General features: G+C 69.4%; 21 protein-coding genes. 8 read left to right on the top strand and 13 right to left on the bottom strand.

Translation table 11 applies throughout. The features are described 5' to 3' along the window. The first annotated feature begins 3 nt into the window (after positions 1-3). Positions 4-291 carry a DUF6332 family protein gene (locus OG194_RS41660; RefSeq protein WP_327405892.1) on the top strand — a complete coding sequence of 96 codons (288 nt, stop codon included), beginning with the start codon at positions 4-6 and terminating at the stop codon, positions 289-291. Here the strand turns inward: OG194_RS41660 and OG194_RS41655 are convergent. The 3 genes from OG194_RS41655 to OG194_RS41645 form a co-directional block, all read right to left on the bottom strand. Beyond that, complete coding sequence (locus OG194_RS41655; RefSeq protein WP_327405891.1) at positions 252-917, bottom strand: response regulator transcription factor; 666 nt, start codon at positions 915-917, stop codon at positions 252-254. The two genes, OG194_RS41660 and OG194_RS41655, sit on opposite strands and share 40 nt — an antisense overlap. Further along, positions 914-2,122: a sensor histidine kinase gene (locus tag OG194_RS41650; RefSeq protein WP_327405890.1), complete on the bottom strand. Its 1,209-nt coding sequence runs from the start codon at positions 2,120-2,122 to the stop codon at positions 914-916. The genes OG194_RS41655 and OG194_RS41650 overlap by 4 nt, the downstream gene beginning before the upstream one ends. Positions 2,123-2,281: 159 nt before the next feature. Continuing rightward, positions 2,282-2,974, bottom strand: a complete 693-nt coding sequence (locus tag OG194_RS41645) for a TetR/AcrR family transcriptional regulator (RefSeq protein ID WP_327405889.1) — start codon at positions 2,972-2,974, stop codon at positions 2,282-2,284. 167 nt (positions 2,975-3,141) lie between these two features. Here OG194_RS41645 and OG194_RS41640 point away from each other — a divergent pair, with 167 nt between their 5' ends. Beyond that, entirely contained in the window at positions 3,142-3,591 is a 450-nt protein-coding gene (locus OG194_RS41640) for a nitroreductase family deazaflavin-dependent oxidoreductase (protein WP_019065153.1), read from the top strand. Here the strand turns inward: OG194_RS41640 and OG194_RS41635 are convergent. Beyond that, positions 3,581-4,849: a geranylgeranyl reductase family protein gene (locus tag OG194_RS41635; protein WP_327405888.1), complete on the bottom strand. Its 1,269-nt coding sequence runs from the start codon at positions 4,847-4,849 to the stop codon at positions 3,581-3,583. The genes OG194_RS41640 and OG194_RS41635 overlap by 11 nt on opposite strands. A 132-nt stretch (positions 4,850-4,981) precedes the next feature. Between OG194_RS41635 and OG194_RS41630 the strand changes: the two genes are divergently transcribed. From OG194_RS41630 to OG194_RS41620, 3 genes are read left to right on the top strand one after another with little or no spacing between them, the layout of a single operon-like run. Then, on the top strand, positions 4,982-6,337 hold the full coding sequence (locus OG194_RS41630) for a dipeptidase (protein WP_327405887.1): 1,356 nt from the start codon (positions 4,982-4,984) through the stop codon (positions 6,335-6,337). Between the two features lie 8 nt (positions 6,338-6,345). Then, complete coding sequence (locus OG194_RS41625) at positions 6,346-6,648, top strand: DUF1905 domain-containing protein (protein WP_327405886.1); 303 nt, start codon at positions 6,346-6,348, stop codon at positions 6,646-6,648. Between the two features lie 15 nt (positions 6,649-6,663). Continuing rightward, complete coding sequence (locus tag OG194_RS41620) at positions 6,664-7,695, top strand: protein kinase family protein (protein ID WP_327405885.1); 1,032 nt, start codon at positions 6,664-6,666, stop codon at positions 7,693-7,695. Here OG194_RS41620 and OG194_RS41615 read toward each other — a convergent pair. The 8 genes from OG194_RS41615 to OG194_RS41580 form a co-directional block, all read right to left on the bottom strand. Beyond that, positions 7,692-8,762: an ABC transporter ATP-binding protein gene (locus tag OG194_RS41615; protein ID WP_327405884.1), complete on the bottom strand. Its 1,071-nt coding sequence runs from the start codon at positions 8,760-8,762 to the stop codon at positions 7,692-7,694. The two genes, OG194_RS41620 and OG194_RS41615, sit on opposite strands and share 4 nt — an antisense overlap. After that, a complete protein-coding gene (locus OG194_RS41610) occupies positions 8,759-9,841 on the bottom strand; it encodes an ABC transporter ATP-binding protein (protein ID WP_327405883.1) in 1,083 nt (360 codons plus the stop codon). The genes OG194_RS41615 and OG194_RS41610 overlap by 4 nt, the downstream gene beginning before the upstream one ends. Positions 9,842-9,873: 32 nt before the next feature. Next, a complete protein-coding gene (locus OG194_RS41605; protein ID WP_327405882.1) occupies positions 9,874-10,794 on the bottom strand; it encodes an ABC transporter permease in 921 nt (306 codons plus the stop codon). Next, a complete protein-coding gene (locus OG194_RS41600; protein ID WP_327405881.1) occupies positions 10,787-11,773 on the bottom strand; it encodes an ABC transporter permease in 987 nt (328 codons plus the stop codon). The genes OG194_RS41605 and OG194_RS41600 overlap by 8 nt, the downstream gene beginning before the upstream one ends. A 113-nt stretch (positions 11,774-11,886) precedes the next feature. Next, positions 11,887-13,707, bottom strand: coding sequence for an ABC transporter family substrate-binding protein (locus OG194_RS41595; RefSeq protein WP_327405880.1), 1,821 nt, complete (start codon positions 13,705-13,707; stop codon positions 11,887-11,889). A gap of 250 nt (positions 13,708-13,957) precedes the next feature. Continuing rightward, positions 13,958-15,001 (bottom strand): NUDIX hydrolase, encoded by a 1,044-nt coding sequence (locus tag OG194_RS41590; RefSeq protein WP_327405879.1) that lies wholly within the window; start codon positions 14,999-15,001, stop codon positions 13,958-13,960. 139 nt (positions 15,002-15,140) lie between these two features. After that, positions 15,141-15,335, bottom strand: coding sequence for a hypothetical protein (locus OG194_RS41585; protein WP_019065142.1), 195 nt, complete (start codon positions 15,333-15,335; stop codon positions 15,141-15,143). 30 nt (positions 15,336-15,365) lie between these two features. After that, complete coding sequence (locus tag OG194_RS41580; RefSeq protein WP_327405878.1) at positions 15,366-16,337, bottom strand: TIGR01777 family oxidoreductase; 972 nt, start codon at positions 16,335-16,337, stop codon at positions 15,366-15,368. A gap of 194 nt (positions 16,338-16,531) precedes the next feature. On the opposite strand from OG194_RS41580, the gene OG194_RS41575 reads away from it, so the two are divergent. Then, entirely contained in the window at positions 16,532-18,556 is a 2,025-nt protein-coding gene (locus tag OG194_RS41575) for an NPCBM/NEW2 domain-containing protein (protein ID WP_327405877.1), read from the top strand. Between the two features lie 64 nt (positions 18,557-18,620). Here the strand turns inward: OG194_RS41575 and OG194_RS41570 are convergent, their stop codons facing one another. Then, positions 18,621-19,574 (bottom strand): ROK family protein, encoded by a 954-nt coding sequence (locus OG194_RS41570; protein WP_327405876.1) that lies wholly within the window; start codon positions 19,572-19,574, stop codon positions 18,621-18,623. Positions 19,575-19,753: 179 nt separating this feature from the next. Between OG194_RS41570 and OG194_RS41565 the strand changes: the two genes are divergently transcribed. Next, positions 19,754-20,818, top strand: coding sequence for a LacI family DNA-binding transcriptional regulator (locus OG194_RS41565; RefSeq protein WP_327405875.1), 1,065 nt, complete (start codon positions 19,754-19,756; stop codon positions 20,816-20,818). A 7-nt stretch (positions 20,819-20,825) separates the two neighbouring features. After that, complete coding sequence (locus OG194_RS41560) at positions 20,826-21,620, top strand: hypothetical protein (protein ID WP_442811714.1); 795 nt, start codon at positions 20,826-20,828, stop codon at positions 21,618-21,620. The last annotated feature ends 11 nt before the right edge of the window (positions 21,621-21,631 follow it).

Here is a 21,631-nt window from a genome sequence, read left to right as displayed (position 1 = left end):
GGGATGACTATGTACGGGGGACGGCGGACTCAGGCCGAGCGGGATGCGATGACCGTGGAGATCGGGTACGCGCTGGTCAGCGCGGCGTTCGTGGCGGCGGTGTTGTTCGGGGCGGTCGCCGGGCCGGCGCTGCTGTTCGAACTGCCGGGTGTCGTCGAGACGTTGCTCGTGCGCGGGGCGCTCGTGCTCGTACCGGTCGTCTTCCTCGTCCGGGTGGCGACCGTGCTGTACCGGTATCGGCAGGAGTCGGGTCAGCCCAGCCAGCCGGGGCGTACCAACCCCGACTCGTAGGCCAGCACGACCAGTTGGGCCCTGTCCCGGGCACCCAGTTTCACCATCGTGCGGCTGACGTGGGTCTTCGCGGTGAGGGGGCTGACGACGAGGCGGCGGGCGATCTCGTCGTTGGAGAGGCCGATGCCGACCAGGGCCATCACCTCCCGTTCCCGTTCGGTGAGCCGGGTGAGGGCGTCGGCGGTCGCGGGTTCCTTGGAGCGGGCGGCGAACTCGGCGATCAGGCGGCGCGTCACGCCCGGCGAGAGCAACGCGTCGCCCTCGACCACCGCCCTTACGGCGCGCAGGAGTTCGTCCGGTTCGGTGTCCTTGACCAGGAAGCCGGAGGCGCCGGAGCGGATCGCCTCGAAGACGTACTCGTCGAGTTCGAAGGTCGTCAGCATGACCACCTTCACGTCCTTCAGGTCGCCGTCCCCGGTGATCCGGCGGGTCGCGGCCAGGCCGTCGAGCAGCGGCATGCGGATGTCCATCAGGACGACATCGGGGCGCAGTTCGCCCACCGTGCGCACGGCCTCCTCGCCGTCGGACGCCTCACCGGCCACCTCGATGTCCGGCTGCGCGTCCAGCAGCGCCTTGAAGCCGGCCCGGACCAGGGCCTGGTCGTCGGCGAGCAGTACCCGGATCACCGGTCGTCCTCCTTCGGCGTGACCTTCAACGGCAGTACGGCGAGCACCCGGAAGCCGCCGTCCGGGCGCGCGCCCGCCTCGATCGTGCCACCGAGCGCGGCGGCCCGCTCCCGCATCCCGGCGAGCCCATTGCCGCTGCCCCCGGCGTCCTCTCCGGTCGCGGGCCCGTCGTCGTCGATGCGCAGCCGTAGTTCCCGGGGGTCGTGCTCGACGTGCACGCGCGCGTGCCGCGAACCGGAATGGCGTACGACATTGGTGAGCGCCTCCTGGACGATACGGAAGGCGGCGAGGTCGGTGTTGGGCGGTAGGCGGGGCGGCGTTCCGTCGACCGCGACGGTCAGGCCGGCGCTCGCCGCCTGCTGCACCAGTTCGGGCAGCCGATCGAGGCCGGGGGCCGGAGCGCGCGGGGCGTCGCCCGGGGTGCGCAGGGTGTCGAGGACCTGGCGGACCTCGCCGAGCGCTTCCTTGCTGGCGGCCTTGATGGTGGTGAGGGCCGTACGGGCCTGCTCGGGGTCGGAGTCGAGAAGGGCGAGGCCGACGCCCGCCTGGACGTTGATGACGGAGATGCTGTGCGCGAGGACGTCGTGCAGTTCACGGGCCATCCGCAGCCGTTCCTCGTCGGCGCGGCGCCGGGCCGCCTGGGCGCGCTCGGCTCGTTCCCGGGCCCACTGGTCGCGGCGGGTGCGGGCCAGTTCGGAGATCGCGGCGATGGCCACCACCCAAGCGGCGACGGCCACTTCACCGCCCCACGGCATCGCATGGTCGTGCTGCGGGGGCAACCACCGGTAGAGCCAGTGCGAGATCACAAGGTGCGCCGCCCACAACACACCGAGCGCGGCCCAGGCCGCCCAGCGCCGACCGGCGACGACCGCGCTGAAGCAGCTGAGGGCGACGGTCACGAACACCGGGCCGTACGGGTATCCGGCCCCGAGGTACAGCACGGCGGCACCCACGGTGCCGAAGGCCACCCACACGGGGTACCGGTGCCGCCACAGGAGCAGCGCCGACCCGGCGATGAGCAGCACGCGCGCGTAGAGGTCGAGCGGGACACGGCCGGGCTGGCTGTGCGAGGCGAAGTTGCTGCCGCCCAACACGAACACGGTGACCAACAAGGTGGAGCGCCACGGCCACCGCGCCGAGCTACCCCACGGCGGTCCATGCCGCCACCAGGGCGGTCCCCCACCGCCAACCCGCTGCTCATCCATGCACGTCACGCTAGACGCCGAGCGGCACCGGGGTCGTCAGCTGAACGGGGTGATCACGCGTACTCCCCGGGGAGTACAGCGCCCCTTCAGGGGCGCGGGGAACTGCGCGACCAGCCCCCACCGGCTCGCAGACAAAAAACGGCACACCCACCTGAGCACTCACACATCCGCAAGCCCCACCCCAAACGCAAGCCGCCGTACCGCATGCCGAAAGAACGCCTCCCGATCCTCCACCACACGACGGAACTGACCGAACAGCTCGAAGCTGACCAGCCCGTACAGCTCGGCCCACGCACCGACAAGAGCCACGGCTACCGCGGGCGGAAGATCACCCGCGAAGTCCACGACCATGCGCTCCCCCTCTGGGCGAAGGTCGGCCGGCAGCGGGGGTTCACTCAAGGTGCCGGCCTCGTACGCATCCCGCGCGACCCCGATAAGCAGCAGCGCAACCCGCGCGGCAGACGGAACGGTGGTCTCCGGAGCGACATACCCCGGCACCGGCGACCCGTAGATCAACGCGTACTCATGCGGATGCGCCAGCGCCCACCCCCGCACCGCCTCACACACAGCGACCCACCGCCGCAACGGACCCGCATCCACAACCCCGGAGTGCGCGACCTCCGCGGCCTCCCCGACGGAGTCGTACGCGTCGATGATGAGAGCGGTCAGCAACTCGTCACGGCTGGGAAAGTACCGGTACAGCGCGGAGGAGACCATGCCCAGTTCACGCGCCACGGCACGCAGCGAGAGCTTCGAGGCCCCCTCCGCGGCGAGCTGTCTGCGCGCCTCGTCCTTGATGGCCGCGGTGACCTCGATCCTGGCTCGGGCGCGGGCGCCTCGTGTGGTGCTCATACGAGCCAGTGTGGCACGGAATCAGAGCACCGCACACAAACAAGAGCAGCGAACAAAAAAGAGAGCACCGCTCTTGCATCGGAAAGCCAAGCCGATGCACACTGTTCCCGAGAACGAGAGCGGTGCTCACAAAAGTGAGCCAGGCTCTCCGAAACCCAGGAGTCGTCATGAGCACGCACGTCCAGAAACCCGGCTGGTTCACCGTGAACGTCTTCAACCGCGCCGTCGCCTGGTTCACCCGCCGGGGCCTCAGTGTCTGGGGTTCACGCGTGCTGGCGGTCCGCGGCCGTAAGAGCGGCGAGTGGCGGACCACCCCGGTGAACCTGCTGACGGTGGACGGACAGCAGTACCTCGTCGCCCCGCGCGGCCACGTCCAGTGGACGCACAACATGCGGGCGGCCGGCGGCGGCGAGCTGCGGCTCGGCAAGAAGGTCGACGCGTTCACGGCGACCGAGGTCACCGGCGACGACAAGGTGCCGCTGCTGCGCGCCTACCTCAAGCGGTGGAAGGCCGAGGTCGGGGTGTTCTTCGGAGGAGTCGGCCCGGACTCCTCCGACGACGAGCTGCGCCGGATCGCCCCCGACCACCCGGTGTTCCACGTCACGGTCAGGAGCTGAGCTCGTCCTCCACGGGCTCCGCGGGCGCCACGGGCGCCACCGGTTCCGCGTTCCTGCGGTCGATCGCGGTCAGCGCACGCTGCGCCATCGGATGGCTGCGCACGAGTTCGCCCAGCGTCGTCGAGCCCCGGGTGATGTCCATGAACGACTTCCAGGCCGGCCGGAAGCCGGTGAGAGCGGCGTGGAACAAGCCGGGGCGCTTCTCGAAGATCGCCAGCATGCTCTTGCCGACGCTCATCTCGACACCGAGCCCCGCCTTGATCGCGAACGCGTAGTTCAGCGCCTGACGGCGGGTGTCCACCGCGTCGTGCGCCTCGGCGATCCGGACCGCCCACTCCCCCGCGAGCCGCCCCGACCGCAGCGCGAACGAGATGCCCTCACGGGTCCATGGTTCGAGCAGTCCCGCCGCGTCACCACACACCAGCACCCGCCCGCGCGACAACGGCGAGTCGTCCGCCCGGCACCGGGTCAAGTGCCCTGAGGAGATGCTCGGTTCGAAGCCGGCGAGGCCGAGCCGGGCAATGAAGTCCTCCAAGTACCGCTTCGTGGCGGCGCCTTCACCGCGCGCGGAGATCACCCCGACCGTGAGCGTGTCGCCCTTGGGGAAGACCCAGCCGTAACTCCCGGGCATCGGGCCCCAGTCGATGAGCACCCGGCCCTTCCAGTCCTCGGCGACCGTCTCCGGCACCGGGATCTCCGCCTCCAGGCCCAGGTCCACCTGGTCGGTCTTGACCCCGACGTGCGCCCCTATGCGGCTGGCACTGCCGTCGGCGCCGACGACGGCCCGCGCGAGCACCGTCTCGCCGCCCTGGAGGACGACCGCGACCGTACGCCGGTCCGGGACCGCCGAGCCGTGCTGCTCGACTCGTGTCACCGTGACGCCCGTCCGCAGCTCGGCGCCCGCCTTCTGCGCGTGCTCGACGAGCTGCTGGTCGAACTCGGGCCGGTTGATCAGCCCGAACAGCATCTGCCGGGACCGGCGGGTGCGCGTGAAGCGCCCGTTGTTCGAGAACGTTATGGCGAACACCCGGTCCTTCAACGGCAGTTCGAAGCCGGGCGGGAGGGAGTCGCGGGAGGGTCCGATGATGCCGCCGCCGCATGTCTTGTAGCGGGGCAGCTCGGCTTTCTCCAGCAACAGCACGCGCCGTCCCGCGACCGCCGCCGCATAGGCGGCCGAAGCCCCTGCGGGTCCCGCGCCCACCACGACGACGTCCCACACCCGCTGTTCGTCGTCCGCCGAAGAGTTCTCGCTGCTCACGATGGTCTACTGCTCCCGATCAAGCCGCTGCCGCACCTGTCCCCCGCATCCTACGGCGGACATCGCCACAGACCGCTGTGGGAGGATCGACGGCATCATTCGTACAACGTCGCACCCACAAGGAGCGTGCCCATGTCGTCGCATCCGGTCGCCGAGACCGTCGCCTCGCTGATGCCCACGGCGAGGACGGAGCTCACCGAGCTGGTGGCCTTCCGATCGGTGGCGGACTTCGACCAGTTCCCGAAGAGCGAGAGCGAGGGCGCCGCGAACTGGGTCGCCGACGCGCTGCGCACCGAGGGTTTCCAGGACGTGGCCCTGCTCGACACCCCGGACGGCACCCAGTCGGTCTACGGCTTCCTGCCCGGCCCGGAGGGCGCCAAGACGGTGCTCCTGTACGCCCACTACGACGTGCAGCCTCCGCTGGACGAGGCCGGCTGGACGAGCCCGCCCTTCGAACTGACCGAGCGCGACGGCCGTTGGTACGGGCGCGGTGCCGCCGACTGCAAGGGCGGCGTGATCATGCACCTGCTCGCGCTGCGCGCCCTGAAGGCCAACGGCGGTGTCCCGGTGCACGTCAAGGTGATCGCCGAGGGCTCGGAGGAACAGGGCACCGGCGGACTTGAGCGGTACGCGGAAGCCCGCCCCGACCTCCTCGCCGCCGACACGATCGTGATCGGCGACACAGGCAACTTCCGGGTCGGTCTGCCCACGGTCACCTCGACCCTGCGCGGCATGACCATGGTGCGCGTGCAGGTCGACACCCTCGAAGGCAACCTGCACTCGGGCCAGTTCGGCGGCGCGGCGCCCGACGCGCTGGCCGCGCTGATCCGCGTCCTGGACTCGCTGCGCGGCAAAGATGGCTCCACGACGGTCGACGGACTCGCGGCCCACGCGACCTGGGAGGGGCTGGCCTACGACGAGGAGCAGTTCCGCGAGGACGCCAAGGTGCTGGACGGCGTCGAGCTGATCGGTTCCGACGCGGTGGCCGACCGCATCTGGGCGCGTCCGGCGGTCACGGTCCTCGGCATCGACTGCCCGCCGGTCGTCGGCGCCACCCCGTCCGTGCAGGCCGGCGCCCGCGCGCTGGTCAGCCTCCGCGTCCCGCCGGGCGTCGACGCGGCCGAGGCGACCAAGCTGCTCCAGGCCCACCTTGAGGCCCACACCCCGTGGGGCGCCCGCGTACGCACCGAACAGATCGGCCAGGGCCAGCCGTTCAGCGCCGACACGACCAGCCCGGCGTACACGGCGATGGCCGACGCGATGGCCGTCGCCTACCCCGGCGAGGAGATGCAGTACGCCGGCCAGGGCGGCTCCATCCCGCTGTGCAACACCCTCGCGGCCCTCTACCCGCGGGCGGAGATCCTCCTCATCGGCCTCAGCGAGCCGGAGGCCCAGATCCACGCGCTCAACGAGAGCGTGTCTCCTGAGGAGTTGGAGCGGTTGTCGGTGGCGGAGGCGCTGTTCCTGCAGAACTACGCGGCCAACTGAGCGCGTCCATGCGGTTCGTCTTCACCGGCCGGGTGATCGAGTGGCGCGGGCCGTCCCCGTACTACTTCGTCCCCGTGCCGGACGAGGAGTCGGCGGACATCCGCGAGATCGCCGCCCTGGCCTCGTACGGGTGGGGTGTCATCCCGGTCGAGGCCAGGATCGGAGACGTGGTGTTCACCACGTCGCTCTTCCCCAAGGACGGCGGCTATCTGCTGCCGCTCAAGACCGCCGTGCGCAAGCCGCAGGGGCTCGGGGCGGACGACGAGGTGACGGTGGAGATGACCATCGACCTCCAACTCCCGGTCGGCTGACCGAGGATGGGAGACATGGCTCCCACCTCACGCCTCGTCGCCCACAGCGACATCGCCACGTCCCTCGCCCTGCTCTCCGACCACGAACTCGCCGAACTGGTCGAGGCCGGCACGCCGTTGGGCACCAGCGTCGGCGGTCGCTCGGCACTGATCGAGGTCGACGGCAGAAAGGTGTTCGTGAAGCGGATGCCGCTCACCGATGTCGAGCGGCGGCCGGAGAACGTGCGGTCCACGGCCAACGTGTTCGGGGCGCCCGCCTACTGCCACTACGGCATCGGCGCGGTCCCCAACCCCGGTTTCGGCGTCTGGCGCGAGCTGGCCGTCCACGAGATGACGACCAACTTGGTGGTGTCCGGCCGCTTCCCGGGCTTCCCACTCCTCCACCACTGGCGCATGCTGCCCGACGCGGGACAGCCGCTGCCCGACGAACTCGCCGACGTGGAGCGGAACGTGGCCTACTGGGGCGGCGGCCGTGAACACATCGAAGCCCTGCGCACGGCATCCGCGAGCCTGAACCTGTTCATGGAACACCAGCCGCACACCCTCCACGACTGGCTCTCCGCCCAGCTGCGCAGCGACGACCCCGACACCGCCTGCACCCTCGTGGAACAGGGCCTGAAAGCCGTCACCGGCTTCCTCCACGAGCACCAACTCACGCACTTCGACGTCCACTTCAGGAACATCCTCACCGACGGACGACAGCTCTACCTCGCCGACTACGGCCTCGCCCTCTCCCCGCGTTTCCGACTCGCGCCGGACGAACGCGACTTCTACGACCGCCACCGGCACTACGACCGCGCGTACGCCTTCTCCTACCTGGTGCACTGGCTCGTCGTGGACCTGTACGGCTACGGGCTGGACGAGCGCCAGGAGTTCATCCGCGCGTGCGCCGAAGGCAAGCAGCCGGAGGGCATCCCCCGGGCCGCCGCCGGGATCATCTCCCGGCACGCACAACTCGCCGCCACCGTCGGCGACTTCAACCGCCTCCTCAAGGACGAGAGCAGGCTGACCCCGTACCCGTCCGCCGAGGAACTCGGCCTCGACTAGAGCAACTCCACGCTCTCCGCATAGTGACAAGCGACCGGATTGCCCCCACCCCGATCCACCAGCGCCGGTATCTCCTCGACGCACGACGTCCGTTCGCTGTCGGTGAGTTGGTTCGCGAACTTGGGACAGCGGGTGCGGAAACGGCAGCCGCTGGGCGGGCGGACCGGGCTCGGGACGTCGCCCTGGATGGTGATCCGCTTCCGGGCGCGTTCCTTGCGCGGGTCGGGCAGCGGGATGGCGGAGACCAGCGCCTGGGTGTACGGGTGGGCCGGGCGGGCGAACAGCTGCCGGGCCGAGGCGATCTCGACCAGTCGCCCCAGGTACATGACGGCCACCCGGCCTGCCACGTGCCGCATCACCGACAGGTCGTGGGCGACGAAGAGGAAGGACAGGCTGAGTTCGCTCTGTAGGTCCATCAGCAGGTTGAGAACGCCCGCCTGGATCGACACGTCGAGCGCCGACACCGGCTCGTCGAGGATGATCACCTTCGGGTGCAGGGCCAACGCCCGTGCGATACCGATGCGTTGGCGCTGTCCGCCGGAGAACTCGTGGGCGAAGCGGTTGCCGTGCTCGGGGTTGAGTCCGACCAGACGCAGGAGTTCGCTCACCTCACCGGCCGCCCCGGACCCGTACCGGCCGTGGATGCGCAGGGGTTCGGCGACGATCTCGTGGACGGTCATCCGCGGGTCGAGGGAGGCGTACGGGTCCTGGAAGACGATCTGCAACTCGCGCCGCAGCGGCCGCATCTGACGTCTGCTCAGTTCGGTGAGTTCGTGTTCCCCGTAGCGGACCTGGCCCGAGGTGGCGCGTTCCAGGCCGAGGACGGTGCGGGAGATCGTCGTCTTGCCGGAGCCCGACTCCCCCACCAGGCCCAGGGTCTCGTTCTCATGCAGGTCGAAGGAGACCCCGCACACCGCGTGCACATCGCCGACGCGGCGGCGGATGACGCCCTTGGACATCACCGGGAAGTGTTTGACCAAGTCCCTTACCTGGAGGACCGGTTCGCCGGTGCCACCGTGGCCGGGCAGCGGCGGCAGGGGGGTGGCGGCCTGCGCGGGCGCGGTCATACGGCGTCCTCCTCGGGGTTCGTGGCGGTGGCCGCGTCGGCGAAGCGGGCCAGGGCCTCGCTGTCCGCGCCGACGGCGTCGAAGACCTGCCCTGCGCCGGTGTCGACGAGTTCGTCGGCGAAGTGGCAGGCGCTGAGGTGGAGGTCGCCGCCGGCCCGGCGCAGGGCGGGTTCGTCGGTGTCGCACACGTCCCGGCTCATGGGGCAGCGGGGTGAGAAGGCGCAGCCCGGTGGCAGGTTGAGCAGGCTCGGCGGTGAGCCGGTGATGGGGGTGAGCCGTGCCTCCTCGCGGTCGAGGCGGGGCAGGGAGCCGAGCAGGCCCAACGTGTAGGGCATGCGCGGGGTGTAGAAGATGTCCTCGACGGAGCCGGTCTCCACGATCCGGCCGGCGTACATGACCGCGACGCGGTCGGTGTGGCCGGCCACCACACCGAGGTCGTGGGTGATGAGGACGAGGGCCGCCCCGGTCTCGGCGCGGGCGGTCTCCAAGGCTTCGAGGATCTGGGCCTGCACGGTGACGTCGAGGGCGGTGGTCGGCTCGTCGGCGATGATCACGTCCGGGTCGTTGGCCATCGCGATGGCGATGACGACGCGCTGGCGCATACCGCCGGACATCTCGTGCGGGTAGCTGTCGACGCGCCGTTCGGGGCTGGGGATACCGACCGTGCCGAGCAGTTCGACCGCGCGCTTGCGGGCGTCCTTGTGCTTCATCCCGGGGTTGTGGCGGAGCAGGGTCTCGGCGATCTGATAGCCCACGTTGTAGACGGGGTTGAGCGAGGTCATCGGGTCCTGGAAGATCATCGCGATGCCGCTGCCGCGCAGGTCGGACAGGCGCGCGTCGGACAGCCCGAGCAGCTCCGTGCCCTCGAAGCGGACCGATCCGCGCACCTTGGCGCCGGTCGGCAGCAACCCCATCACGGCGAGGGCGGTGACCGACTTCCCGGACCCGGACTCGCCGACGATGCCCAACGATTCGCCCCGGTCGAGCCGGTAGCCGACGCCGCGTACGGCCCGTACCAGACCATCCTCGGTGGCGAACTCCACGCTGAGGTCCTCGACTTCGAGCACGGCGGACGTCACGGGGACCTCCCGCACTCCATGACTCGTGGTCGTCACTGTCGCACCCTTTGCTGCCGGGGGTCGAAGGCGTCGCGCAGTCCGTCGCCGATGAAGTTGATGGTCAGCGCGATGGCGATGATGAACGCGCCGGGGATGTAGAAGAGCCAGGGCCGGGTGTCGACCGCCGTCTGTGCCTGGGAGACCAGCAACCCCAGTGAGGTGTCCGGGGGTTGGACGCCGAAGCCCAGGAAGGACAGCGCGGTCTCGGTGAGGATGCCGGTCGCCACCAGGATCGTCGCGTTCACGATGATCGGGCCGAGCGCGTTCGGCAGCAGATGCCGGAAGATGATCCGGGTGTCCGAGGCCCCGAGCGCCCGCGCCGCCTCGATGAACTCCTTCTCGCGCAGCGACAGTACGGCCGAGCGCACCACCCGGGCCACGTACGCCCAGGTGAGTCCGGCGATCACGATGGCGATCCAGTACCAGGAGCCGCCGGTGCGCGAGGAGATGACCAGGGCGATGGCGAACAGGGGCAGCGTCAGCACCAGGTCGGCGATGCGCATCATGACCGCGTCGACGATGCCCCGGTAGAAGCCGGCGACGGCTCCCCAGATCGCGCCGAGCAGCGTGGAGCCGAGCGCGATCATGATGGCGATCTTGAGCGAGGTCTGGGTGCCGCGCATGACCTGGGCGTAGCCGTCGTAGCCCGAGGAGTCGGTGCCGAACGGGTGCTTCAGGGAAGGGGGTTTGGAGTTGTCCTCGGTGTACTTCTGGTACGAGTAGTGCCACAGGTGCGGGCCGATGAACGCCCACAGGATGATCAGCACGAACACGACCAGGCTGACCATCGCGGCCCGGTGCCGCACGAAGCGGCGCAGCACCAACTGGGTCTGGGTGCGCTGTCGTACGGTGAACTCGTGGTCCCCGCGCGGTAGTTGTGTGCCCGCGGACCCCGGTGCCTCGATGTCAGTCATAGCGGATCCTCGGGTCGAGTACGGCGTAGAGCAGATCGGCGATGAGGTTGAACCCGATGACGACGACGGCGGAGAGCAACAGCCAGGCCATGGTGCGGTAGACGTCGAGCGTGGTCGCCGCCTGGACCAGCATCTCGCCCATGCCGTGCCACTGGAAGATCGTCTCCGTGATCACCGCGCCGCCCAGGATGATCGCGATGTCGAGCGCGGTGACGGTGGCGAGCGGGATGAGGGCGGTGCGCAGCGCGTGCCGGGTCATCACCCTGCCGCGCCGCAGCCCCTTGGCGCGGGCGAGCCGTACGTAGTCGCTGTTGAGGACCTCCAGCATGGAGGCGCGGGTGTAGCGGGTCCAGGACGCGAAGGAGACCAGCGCGAGGGTGATGGTGGGCAGGATGAGGTGGCCCACGTGATCGGTGAACTGGTTCCAGGTGGTGTCGACTTCGAGGTACGGCGACTTCTCGCCGATGGTGCCGAGGAACTGGCTGCCGGTCTTCTGGTTGAACCAGATCCCGGCCTGCTTGAGCAGCACCGCGAACCAGAACACGGGCATGGCGAGGAACAGGAAGCCGAAGAAGGTGATCGTGTAGTCGGCCGCCGAGTACTGGCGGATGGCGCTGAACACACCGAACACGACGGCCATGATCAGCGCGAGGATCATCGCGGCGGCGACCAGGGTGATGGTCACCTTGAAGCGGGTGAACAGGTCGTGCCCGATGTTCAGGTTGGCCTGCACGGACGGCCCGAAGTCGCCGTGCAGAACGCCGGTGATCCAGTTCCAATAGCGTTCCATCACCGGCTGGTCGGCGTGGATGTGCCGGGCGAAGGCGGCCACCGCCGCCTTGCTGGGCGCGGGTTGTCGTGAGGTGGCGAAGTTCGCCACCGGGTCCCCGGAGTTGATGACGACCAGGAACACGACGAACGTCGAGACGATGAGGACGGGGATGGAGACGAGGATGCGGCGCACGGTGTAGGCGAGCATGCGGTCTTCTCTCGGAGGCCGGCGGGTCGGAGATGCCGTCCGTGCCGGGCCCGGCCCCCGGTGTCGCGGGGCCGGGCTCGACGGGCGTGCCGGTGGAGCTGTCAGCCGTAGGACTACTTCTTCAGGCCCCACGTACCGGTGTTGTAGGCCGGGCCCACATTCGTGGCGTTGTTCCGCATGTTGACGAACCGCGTCTGCACGGCGAGGAACGTCGGCTTCTGGTAGAGCGGCAGGACGTAGGCGTCGTTCACCATGAGCTGGTCGGCCTGGTTGAGGAGCGCGGCGGACTTCGTCGCGTCGGTCTCACCCACGGCCTGGGAGATCAGGGCGTCGGCCGTCTTGTTGCTGTAGCCACCGAAGTTGCCGCCACCGCCGGTGAACCAGTTCTGCTGGGCGCCACTGCTCGGGAACGGCGCCGCGACCCAGGCGAAGACGATGATGTCGTACTGGTGCCCGGAGAGGACCGTGCCGAGGTCGGCGGCGCCGATCGGCTTGATGGTGATCTTGATGCCGAGGCTCGCCAGGTTGCTCTGCAGGATCTGGCACTCGCTCTGCCGGATCTGATTTCCGGTGGTGTAACGGCAGTTGAAGGGTCCGACAGCCTTGCCGTCCGGTGTCTTCAACGCCGTGCCCACACCGGTGAACTTGGCGGCTGTGAGGTACGCCTTCGCCTTGGTCAGATCACCGGATCCCTGGCCGGAGGCGGAGACCACGTCCTTGTAACCGGCCTGTCCGGGAACGAAGTTGTGGTTGCCGAGCGGCTTCACGGCCGGGTCGAACTGGCCGACCGTCTTGGCGATGATGTCCTTGGTGTTGATCGCCGTGAACATCGCCTGCCGCAGCGCCAGATACTTGCCGATCACCGGGTTGTGCAGGTTGAGGTCGAAGTGCTCCCAGGTCAGCCCGTTGCCGATGACGTAGGTGACGCCGGGGATGTCCTTGACCTGGTTGACCAGGTCCACCTCGGGCTGCGGGTAGATCGCCTGAACCTCGTTGTTCTTCAGGGCAGTTGGCTCCTGAGTCGCGTCCGAGATCACCTTGAAGATCAGCCGCTGGAGGGTGGCCTTCTTCGCGCCGGTCCACTTGGGGTCGGGCACGTAGGTGGCGTGGTCGTTGTCGACCCACTGCTGCATCTTGTAGGCGCCCGCGGTGGGGTACTTGGTGGGCGGCGTCTTCAGGAAGTACTGCCAGGCCTGTGCCATCTGGGCGGCCGTCATGGCGGCGGCGTCACCGGCCTTGGCGCCGGAGAGCTTCTCGGCGGTGTGGGCCGGATAGAGCGGATAGCCCGCGCCGAACAGCGACTTCCAGTCCGAGTACGGCTTCGTCATCACCATGGTGAAGGTCTTGCCGTTGTCGGAGGGCGTGAGGGACTTGATCCGGTCGTAGCCGGCGGTGCTCTGCGGCAGACAGCCCTTGGTCTGCGTGGAGTCGCTGGCGGGCGGCGGCGGACAGTCCTTGCCGTTGTTGGTGCGCCAGTAGTAGGTGAAGTCGTCGGCTGTGATGGGCGTGCCGTCGTTCCACGCCGCCTTCGGGTTGATCTTGTAGACGATGGTCTGCGGGCTGGTGCTGGTCTGCGTCGCCGAGGTCACCAGGTCGGTGTTGAGGGCGACGCTGAAGTCCGGCTGGGGTATGAACACCTGCGGCAGGACGACCTCCAGGGCCTCCCCGTTCTCGAAGGTGTTGCCGTTGACGTCCTGGACGTTCCACTGCTGGATGTTCTTCTCCAGCACATAGGTGAACGTTCCGCCGGACTTGGTGGTGGCCGAGTTGCAGGTGTTGGCCTTGCCCACGGTGTTGCAGGACGTGAGCCCGGCCGAACTGCCCTTGTTGTCGGAGCCGCCGCCCCCGCCGCCGCTGCTACAGGCGGTGAGCACCAGGGCGAGCCCGGCGGCGAGTGTGAGGGCCCGGGTGAGGGCCGAGGATGGCGCGCGCATGTTCCTCTCCTTCGACCGGCGAAAGGTCCGGTCCCGTCAAGGCGGCCGGCGGCCGCGAGAGAACTGAGCTGCGCAAAGACGTTAGAGCTCCGATGTACCTTCTTCACGTTCTTGTTCATACCGGGAAGGCGACAATTCACCCTCGCTTTGTTATCGGAATGACCCGCACCCCGCAAAATCGCCAGGTGGTGTCCCCGAAAAGGCAAAGTCACGTCCAACACCGTTGATCAGACCGCAAATTGACGTGTCGTCAGCCGAGCGGTACGCCCGCCTCCAAGTAGAGCGCGGCCCCGCGTTCCCGGGCCCGGAGCGCCCACCGCAGCCGCTCGTAGCGGACCGGCGGCAGCAGATCGGCGGCCTCCTCCTCGCTGGCGAAGCACCAGCCGCGCAACTCCGGCCCGGGCAGAAGCAGTTGGTCGGCCACGGCCGCGTCCAGCCGGCCGCCGTCGAAGAGCAGGCGCAGGCCGCCGTAGCCCGGCGGTACGGGTGGTTCCCAGTCGACGACGAGAAGTCGGGGGACCTCGTCGAGCACGATGCCGGTCTCCTCGGTGACCTCGCGCATGCCGGCCCGGGCGGGTGCCTCGCCGGATTCGACGACACCGCCGGGGAACTCCCAGCCGGCCTTGTAGGTGGGGTCGACGAGCAGCACACGGTCCTGTTCGTCGAAGAGGAGCACTCCGGCCGCGAGGGTCTCGGAGGTGGGTTCCGGGGTCTGCACGATGTCGCAGACGGGCACGGATCCACTGCCTACGGCGCCGGCGATCCGGGCGGCCGTCTCGTACGGGGTGAGCGCGCTGGTGTCGACGAGATGGGCGTCGGCGGTGAGCCACGAGCCGAGCGCGGCGCGGTACGACTCGATGTGGTCGTACGCCCACTGCCGGGTCCGGATCTCGCCGTCGGGGAGGTCGGGTGGGACCTCCCGGTCGGCTATTCGCTCGCGCAGGATCGTTTCCGCCGGAGCCAGGAGGACATGCCGGACCGTGACCCGGCGGGCCGCCAGACCGCCGAAGATCTCGTCCCGGTACTCCTGCCGCAGCAGGGTCATCGGGACGACCAGGGTCCCGCCCAGTTCGGCGAGCATGGCCGCCGCCGTGTCGATCACGAGCCGCCGCCACATCGGCAGGTCCTGGAAGTCGCCGACCTCCGCGAGGTGCTTGGGCGGGAGCAGATACGGAAGTGCTCCGCCGATGACCTCGGGGTCGAAGAGCGTACTGTTCGGGATCAGGTCCACCAGTTCTTGTGCGGCGGTCGTCTTCCCCGCACCGAACGCGCCGTTGATCCAGACGACGGTCACAGTTCCCCCTCTTCTGTTGGCCCCCTGAGGCTTGCCCGTTCCACCCTGCCACGGAAACCAGCCGCAGTTGAGAGCGCACATACGACGGCGCCGGTGCCCCCTCCGACGAGGCACCGGCGCCGCACACTTACGACCGGTATCAGCTGTTCTGCCCCAGGACTCCCTCGTCGGCGGCGAAGCTGCCGTCGCTGACGAGGTGATCCATGGCACCCACGGTGTCCTTGACGTTCAGATCGCCGAGCACGTCGTGGTCGTGGGAGTGCGACGGGGAGATCGCGGCGACGACGAACCCGGTGGCGAGGGAGGCGATGGCCAGCATGCTGCGCTTCTTCATGCCCCGTTCAACTGACGAAGCGCGCCGGGGTCACGCCCGAACCGGCCGTCGGGTGGAACCCGTCCCGTGCCGTGCCCGCCGTACGAGGTCCACGGCCGCCTCCGGCCACTGCGGATGGTCGAAGGTGAACCCCTCCGCCGGCAGCCGTCCCGGTACGACCCGGCGGCTCTTCAGCAGGAGTTCGGTGTCCGAGCGCAGTGCGAAGGCCCCGATTTCCGCCATCCACTTCGTGGCGGGCAGCCCGACGGGGACGCCCCGGGCGGCGCGCAACACACGCATGAAGGCGCGCTGCGGGAGCGGTCCGGGGGCGGCGAGGTTCACCGGTCCGCCGATGTCGTCCCGGTCGATCAGGAACTCGACCGCGCGGACGAAGTCCTGGTCGTGGATCCAGGAGACGTACTGGGCGCCGCCCGCGACCGGCCCGCCGAGGCCGATCCGGACCAGCCCCGACAGGACGTCGAAGACACCGCCCCGGTCCGGGCTCATCACCATGGCGGCGCGCAGGGCGACCTTGCGGGTGTGCGGGGTGTCGGCCACCTCCTGCTCGCGTTCCCAGTTCTTGGCGATCTCTACGCTGTACGACCAGTAGTCGGGTACGTCGGGTTCGGCACCGCCGATCACGCCGGTGGCCTCGTCGTTGGGGGCGTCGTAGCGGTGGGCGTAGACGGTGGCGGTGCTCATCTGCAACCAGACGCGCGGCGGGTGCACGGCTGCGGCGACGGCCTCACCGACGACCCGGGTGGAGTGCACGCGCGAGTCCATCATGGACTTGAGGTTGGCGGGGGTGTAGCGGCAACTGACGCTGCGGCCCGCCAAGTTGATGACGACGTCGCTGCCGTCGATCTCCCGGGCCCAGGTGCCCGGGTTCTCGCCGTCCCACCACACCTCGCGGTCGCGCGACGGCCGCCGGGTCAGGACGACGACCTCGTGACCGGCCTCGGTCAGGGCGCGGTCCAGGATCGCGCCCACCTGTCCCGTGCCACCGGGAATGACGATCTTCACCGGGCTCCCCCTTCCGTTCGGGCTGCTCGGGAGCGAGCCTAGCTCAGAAAGTTGAACGCGTTCAAAACGTGCGCGATGGAAAGTCGAACAATAAATACGCAACTCTTCCAACAGAGTTCGACACGTCCTACCGTAATCGCGCACATGGCATGCACAGGAAGTGATCCCATCTTTCGCGAGTCCGGAGGAACGTAATGACGCGTCACCCCCACACCCGCACGACCCGCCGAAGAGCGGTCGGAGCGCTCGCCGCGGGCCTGTTGTGCACGGCGGGCCTCGCCGCGCCGGCCGTCGCCGCCCCCGCACAGGACCCCGTCACCCCCGCCCTGGCCGACGGTCAGGCGCTCACCCCTCCGATGGGTTTCAACAACTGGAACTCCACCAACTGCCGTGCCGAGTTCAACGAGTCGATGGTCGAGGGCATCGCGGACATCTTCGTCAACAAGGGCCTGAAAGCCGCCGGTTACCAGTACGTCAACCTCGACGACTGCTGGGCCCTGCCGAACCGCGACGCCGACGGCAAGCTCGTCCCCGACCCGGTCCGCTTCCCGCACGGGATCAAGGCCGTAGCCGACTATGTGCACTCCAAGGGGCTCAAGCTCGGCATCTACACCAGCGCCGGCACGAAGACGTGCAACGACGCCGGATTCCCGGGCGGCCTGGGCCACGAGTACAGCGACGCCCAGCAGTTCGCCGACTGGGGCGTGGACTACCTCAAGTACGACAACTGCAACAACCAGGGCGTGGACGCCAAGGTGCGCTACAACACGATGCGCGACGCCCTGAAGGCGACCGGCCGCCCGATCGTCTTCAGCATCTGCGAGTGGGGCGAGAACAAGCCCTGGGAGTGGGCCGCGGACGTCGGACATCTGTGGCGCACGACCGGTGACATCAGCGACAACTGGGGCTCGATGTTGTCGATCCTCAAGCAGAACCTGCCACTTGCTCCCTACGCCGGTCCCGGGCACTGGAACGACCCCGACATGCTGGAGGTCGGCAACGGCGGCATGACGGACACCGAGTACCGCTCGCACTTCTCGATGTGGTCGATCATGGCCGCGCCCCTCCTCATCGGCTCGGACCTGCGCACGGCGACCCCCGCGACCTTCGACATCCTCGACAACAAGGAGGTCATCGCGGTCGACCAGGACCCGCTGGGCAAGCAGGGCAACGTTGTCACGTCCGCGGGCGGACGCTGGGTCGTCGCCAAGGAGATGAAGGACGGCAGCCGTACGGTCGCGCTCTTCAACGAGACCGGCAGCGCCCAGCGCATCGCCACGACCGCCACGGCCGTCGGCCTCCCCGGCGCTCGCGCCTACACCCTGCGCGACCTGTGGCAGCACAAGAGCTACAACACCGCGGGCGCGATCTCCGCGACCGTCCCGGCCCACGGCACGGTCCTCGTACGGGTCTCCGCCGACCGGCACGCGCTCAAGAACCCACCGGCCGTCGAACTCGGCCTGGGCAGCGCCCCGTTGGTCCAGGCGGCCACCCCGACCGCGCTCACGACGACGGTCACCGACCTCGGCCGTACGACCGCCGAGCACGTCTCCGTGAGCCTGACCGGCCCCTCGGGCTGGAAGGTACGCGCCAAGTCGTCGACGACCGCGAAGGCCGTACGGACAGGCAAGTCGCTGCGCACGAAGTGGACGGTGACCGCTCCCGCCGGGACGCCGACAGGGTCGTACGACCTGACGCTCAAGGCGAGTTACCGCTCACCGAGCGGTGCGCGGGTCAGCGGCACCCTGCCGTTCACCACGTCCGTGGTGGTGGCACCGCCCTCGGGGACCTCGTACCTCGGCGATCTTCCGTGGATGTCAACGGCCAATGGATACGGGCCCGTTGAGCGCAACACCAGCAACGGGGAGAGCGCGGCGGGGGACGGTCATCCGATCACCCTCGGTGGCGTGGTGTACGCCAAGGGACTTGGTGTGCACGCCGAGAGCGACGTCGAGTACTACACCGGGAAGTCCTGCGAGAAGGTCACCGCGGACGTCGGTGTGGACGACGAGAAGGGCGCCAACGGGACCGTCGCCTTCGAGATCTGGGCGGACGGCACGAAGGTCGCCTCGACCGGCGTCCTCACCAACGCGATGCCCGCCCAGCCGGTCACGGCGGACGTGACCGGCGCCCAGGTGGTCCGACTCGTCGTCACCGACGGCGGCGACGGGATCGACTCGGACCACGCGGACTGGGCGGACGCTCAACTCACGTGCTGAACACGGCACTTCGCACGTCACCGGGCGAAGGCCGCTGAACGAACGTTTCGGCCAGGTCGGTTGCTCACACTCCGGCCGCGGTCGTGCTCGCCTGCCCGGCGAGCGCGGCCGCGGCCGCTCCCACCAGCCCGGCGTCCGTGCCCATCTGAGCCGGCGTCACCGTCAGGCGCTGCACGAAGGACAGCGTCGCGTAGTCGCTCAACGCCTTCCGCAGCGGAGTGAACAACACGTCGCCCGCCTTGCCGACTCCCCCGCCGATCACGGCGATATCGATCTCGACGAGGGTCGCGGTCGCCGCGATACCGGCGGCGAGGGCCTGCGCGGCCCGCTCGAAGGAGGCCACGGCGATCGGGTCGCCTGCACGGGCTGCGGCGGCAACGGCCGCGGCCGAGGCATCACCGTCCGGGCCCGGCCGCCAACCGCCCTCGACCGCCCGCCGGGCGATGTTGGGACCGCTGGCGATGCGCTCGACACAGCCGCGCGAACCGCACGGACAGGCGTCGCCGTCCAGGTCCACGCTGATGTGGCCGATGTGACCCGCGTTGCCGGTCGGCCCGGGATGCAACTGCCCGTTGAGGACGAGGCCGCCGCCGACTCCCGTGGAGACGACCATGCACAGCGCGTTGGCGTGCCCCCGCGCGGCGCCCTGCCAGTGCTCGGCCGCCGTGATCGCCACGCCGTCGCCGATCAGCTCGACGGGCAGGTCACCGGCCGCCGCACGCACCCGCTCGACGAGCGGAAAGTCGCGCCAGCCGGGCACGTTGACCGGGCTCACGGTGCCGGCGGAGGCGTCCACGGGACCCGCGCTGCCGATGCCGAGGGCGCTCGCGCGGGACCACGAAGGTGATGCGGTGAGCTCCGCGAGCACCTCCTCCACGGCCCGCATCACGGTGTCGCCGTCGTCCTGCGAGGGCGTCGGGCGCTGTGCTCGCACCAGGATCTTGCCGTGGCCGTCCACCAGCGCCCCGGCGATCTTGGTGCCGCCGATGTCGAGCGCGGCCACGAGGTCGGTGTGCATCAGTGTCAGATCTCCCCGTCAAACATGAGAACCACCAGAAGGTGAGTTGGGCCGGTCTCGCGGTGGGGGCGCAGGCCGGAGATATTCGGTGGACAGTCTCTCTCGCATATGACAACGTTGTCCAGGCTCTATGCTCGACGCCACATCCTCATACAAACCCATGGACCTATGCATCCCCCGTGGACGACAGGACAGGACAGCGCATCGTGCCAGAGACCGCCCGCCGCCCGGAGAACCGCTACGGCAACCGTCCGACCATGAAGGACGTGGCCGCACGCGCCGGTGTCGGCCTGAAAACGGTGTCGCGCGTGGTGAACGGCGAGCCGGGCGTCACCCCGGACACCGAGCGCCGGGTCCAGGAGGCGATCGACGCCCTCGGCTTCCGTCGCAACGACAGCGCCCGCGTCCTGCGCAAGGGCCGCACGGCCAGCATCGGCCTCGTCCTGGAGGACCTCGCCGACCCGTTCTACGGCCCCCTCAGCCGCGCCGTCGAAGAGGTCGCCCGCGCCCATGGTGCCCTGCTCATCAACGGCTCCAGCGCCGAAGACCCGGACCGCGAGCAGGAGTTGGTGCTCGCGCTGTGCGCCCGGCGCGTGGACGGGCTTGTGGTGATCCCGGCCGGGGACGACCACCGCTACCTGGAGCCGGAGATCAAGGCGGGCGTCGCGACCGTGTTCGTGGACCGCCCGGCCGGCAAGATCGACGCGGATGTCGTCCTGTCGGACAGCTACGGCGGGGCACGCGACGGCGTCACCCACCTCATCTCCCACGGCCACCGGCGCATCGGCTTCATCGGCGACATGCCCCGCATCCACACGGCCGCCGAGCGACTGCGCGGGTACCGGGCCGCCATGGAGGACGCCGGCATACCGGTCGAGGACGCCTGGATGTCCCTCGGGGTGACCGACCCGGTCCGGGTGCGCCGGGCGGCCGAGGAGATGCTGACCGGCTCCTCCCCCGTCACCGCGATCTTCGCCGGCAACAACCGTGTGACGGTCACCGTCGTCCGCGTCCTCGCCGAACAGTCCCGCCGGATCGCCCTGGTGGGCTTCGACGACTTCGAACTGGCCGACCTGCTCCAGCCGGGCGTGACCGTCGTCGCCCAGGACGCGGCGACGCTCGGCCGTACGGCCGCCGACCGACTCTTCCGACAGCTGGACGGCACGCTCCTCGCCCCGGAACGCATCGAGCTGCCGACCCGGTTGATCACCCGGGGGTCGGGCGAGCTGCCGCCGTCGGATTGAGGGGCACGTGTACGACGGCGTGAGTGAGCGTGCGGGCGACGGCGTGGACTGGACGTTGGAGGCGCTGGGGCTGGCTCGGGCACCGCGCGAGGATCCGTTGACCTACCCAGGCGCGTGGCCTGCCGAGTCCGGACTCCTCGTCGGGGACCGGTTGTTGCCCCTCGACGACGACCACACCACGTACGAGAACCGCACACCGGTCCTCGCCATCGGCTCCAATGCCTGCCCCGGTCAACTGCGGCACAAGATGGCGGAGTTCGGGATCACGTCTCCCGTCCCGATGGTGAAGGTGCGGGTCACGGGGATCGACGTCGGTGTCTCCGCGCACGTGAGTCGCGTGGGATACGTTTCGGCTTCGCCGGTGAACTCGCCTGGTGTCGTACGGGAGTTGTTCGTGACGTGGTTCGACGCGCGGCAGCTCGCGGTGGTGGACGCCAGCGAGGGGGCGTACGACCGGACGTGGCTGCCGGGGTCCAGCTCCGGTTCCAATTCCGACTCCGACTCCGATTCCGATTCCGGGTTCCGTTTCGAGCTGGGCTCAGGCGAGTTGTTGCGGGGCGTGTACGTCTACGTCAACCGGCACGGGGTCCTGCACGACGGCACGGGAGTACCGCGCCGGCATCCGGGCGAGCGGGCGCTGCTCACCGAACTGCTGGGTGGCTCGGCGGAGTTGAGGACGTTGTTCGGGCGGACGCCGGAGGAGTTCTGCGAACGGGCGCGCACGGACCGGGAGTTGTGCGAGCGGGGTAATCGCCTGTTCCAGGAGGAGGGGCTGGTGACGATGTCGGGCCTGGAACGGTGAGCGACGATTCA

The sequence above is a fragment of the Streptomyces sp. NBC_01288 genome (genome assembly GCF_035982055.1).
Classification (GTDB): domain Bacteria; phylum Actinomycetota; class Actinomycetes; order Streptomycetales; family Streptomycetaceae; genus Streptomyces.
This window is presented reverse-complemented; position numbering and strand designations above follow the sequence as displayed.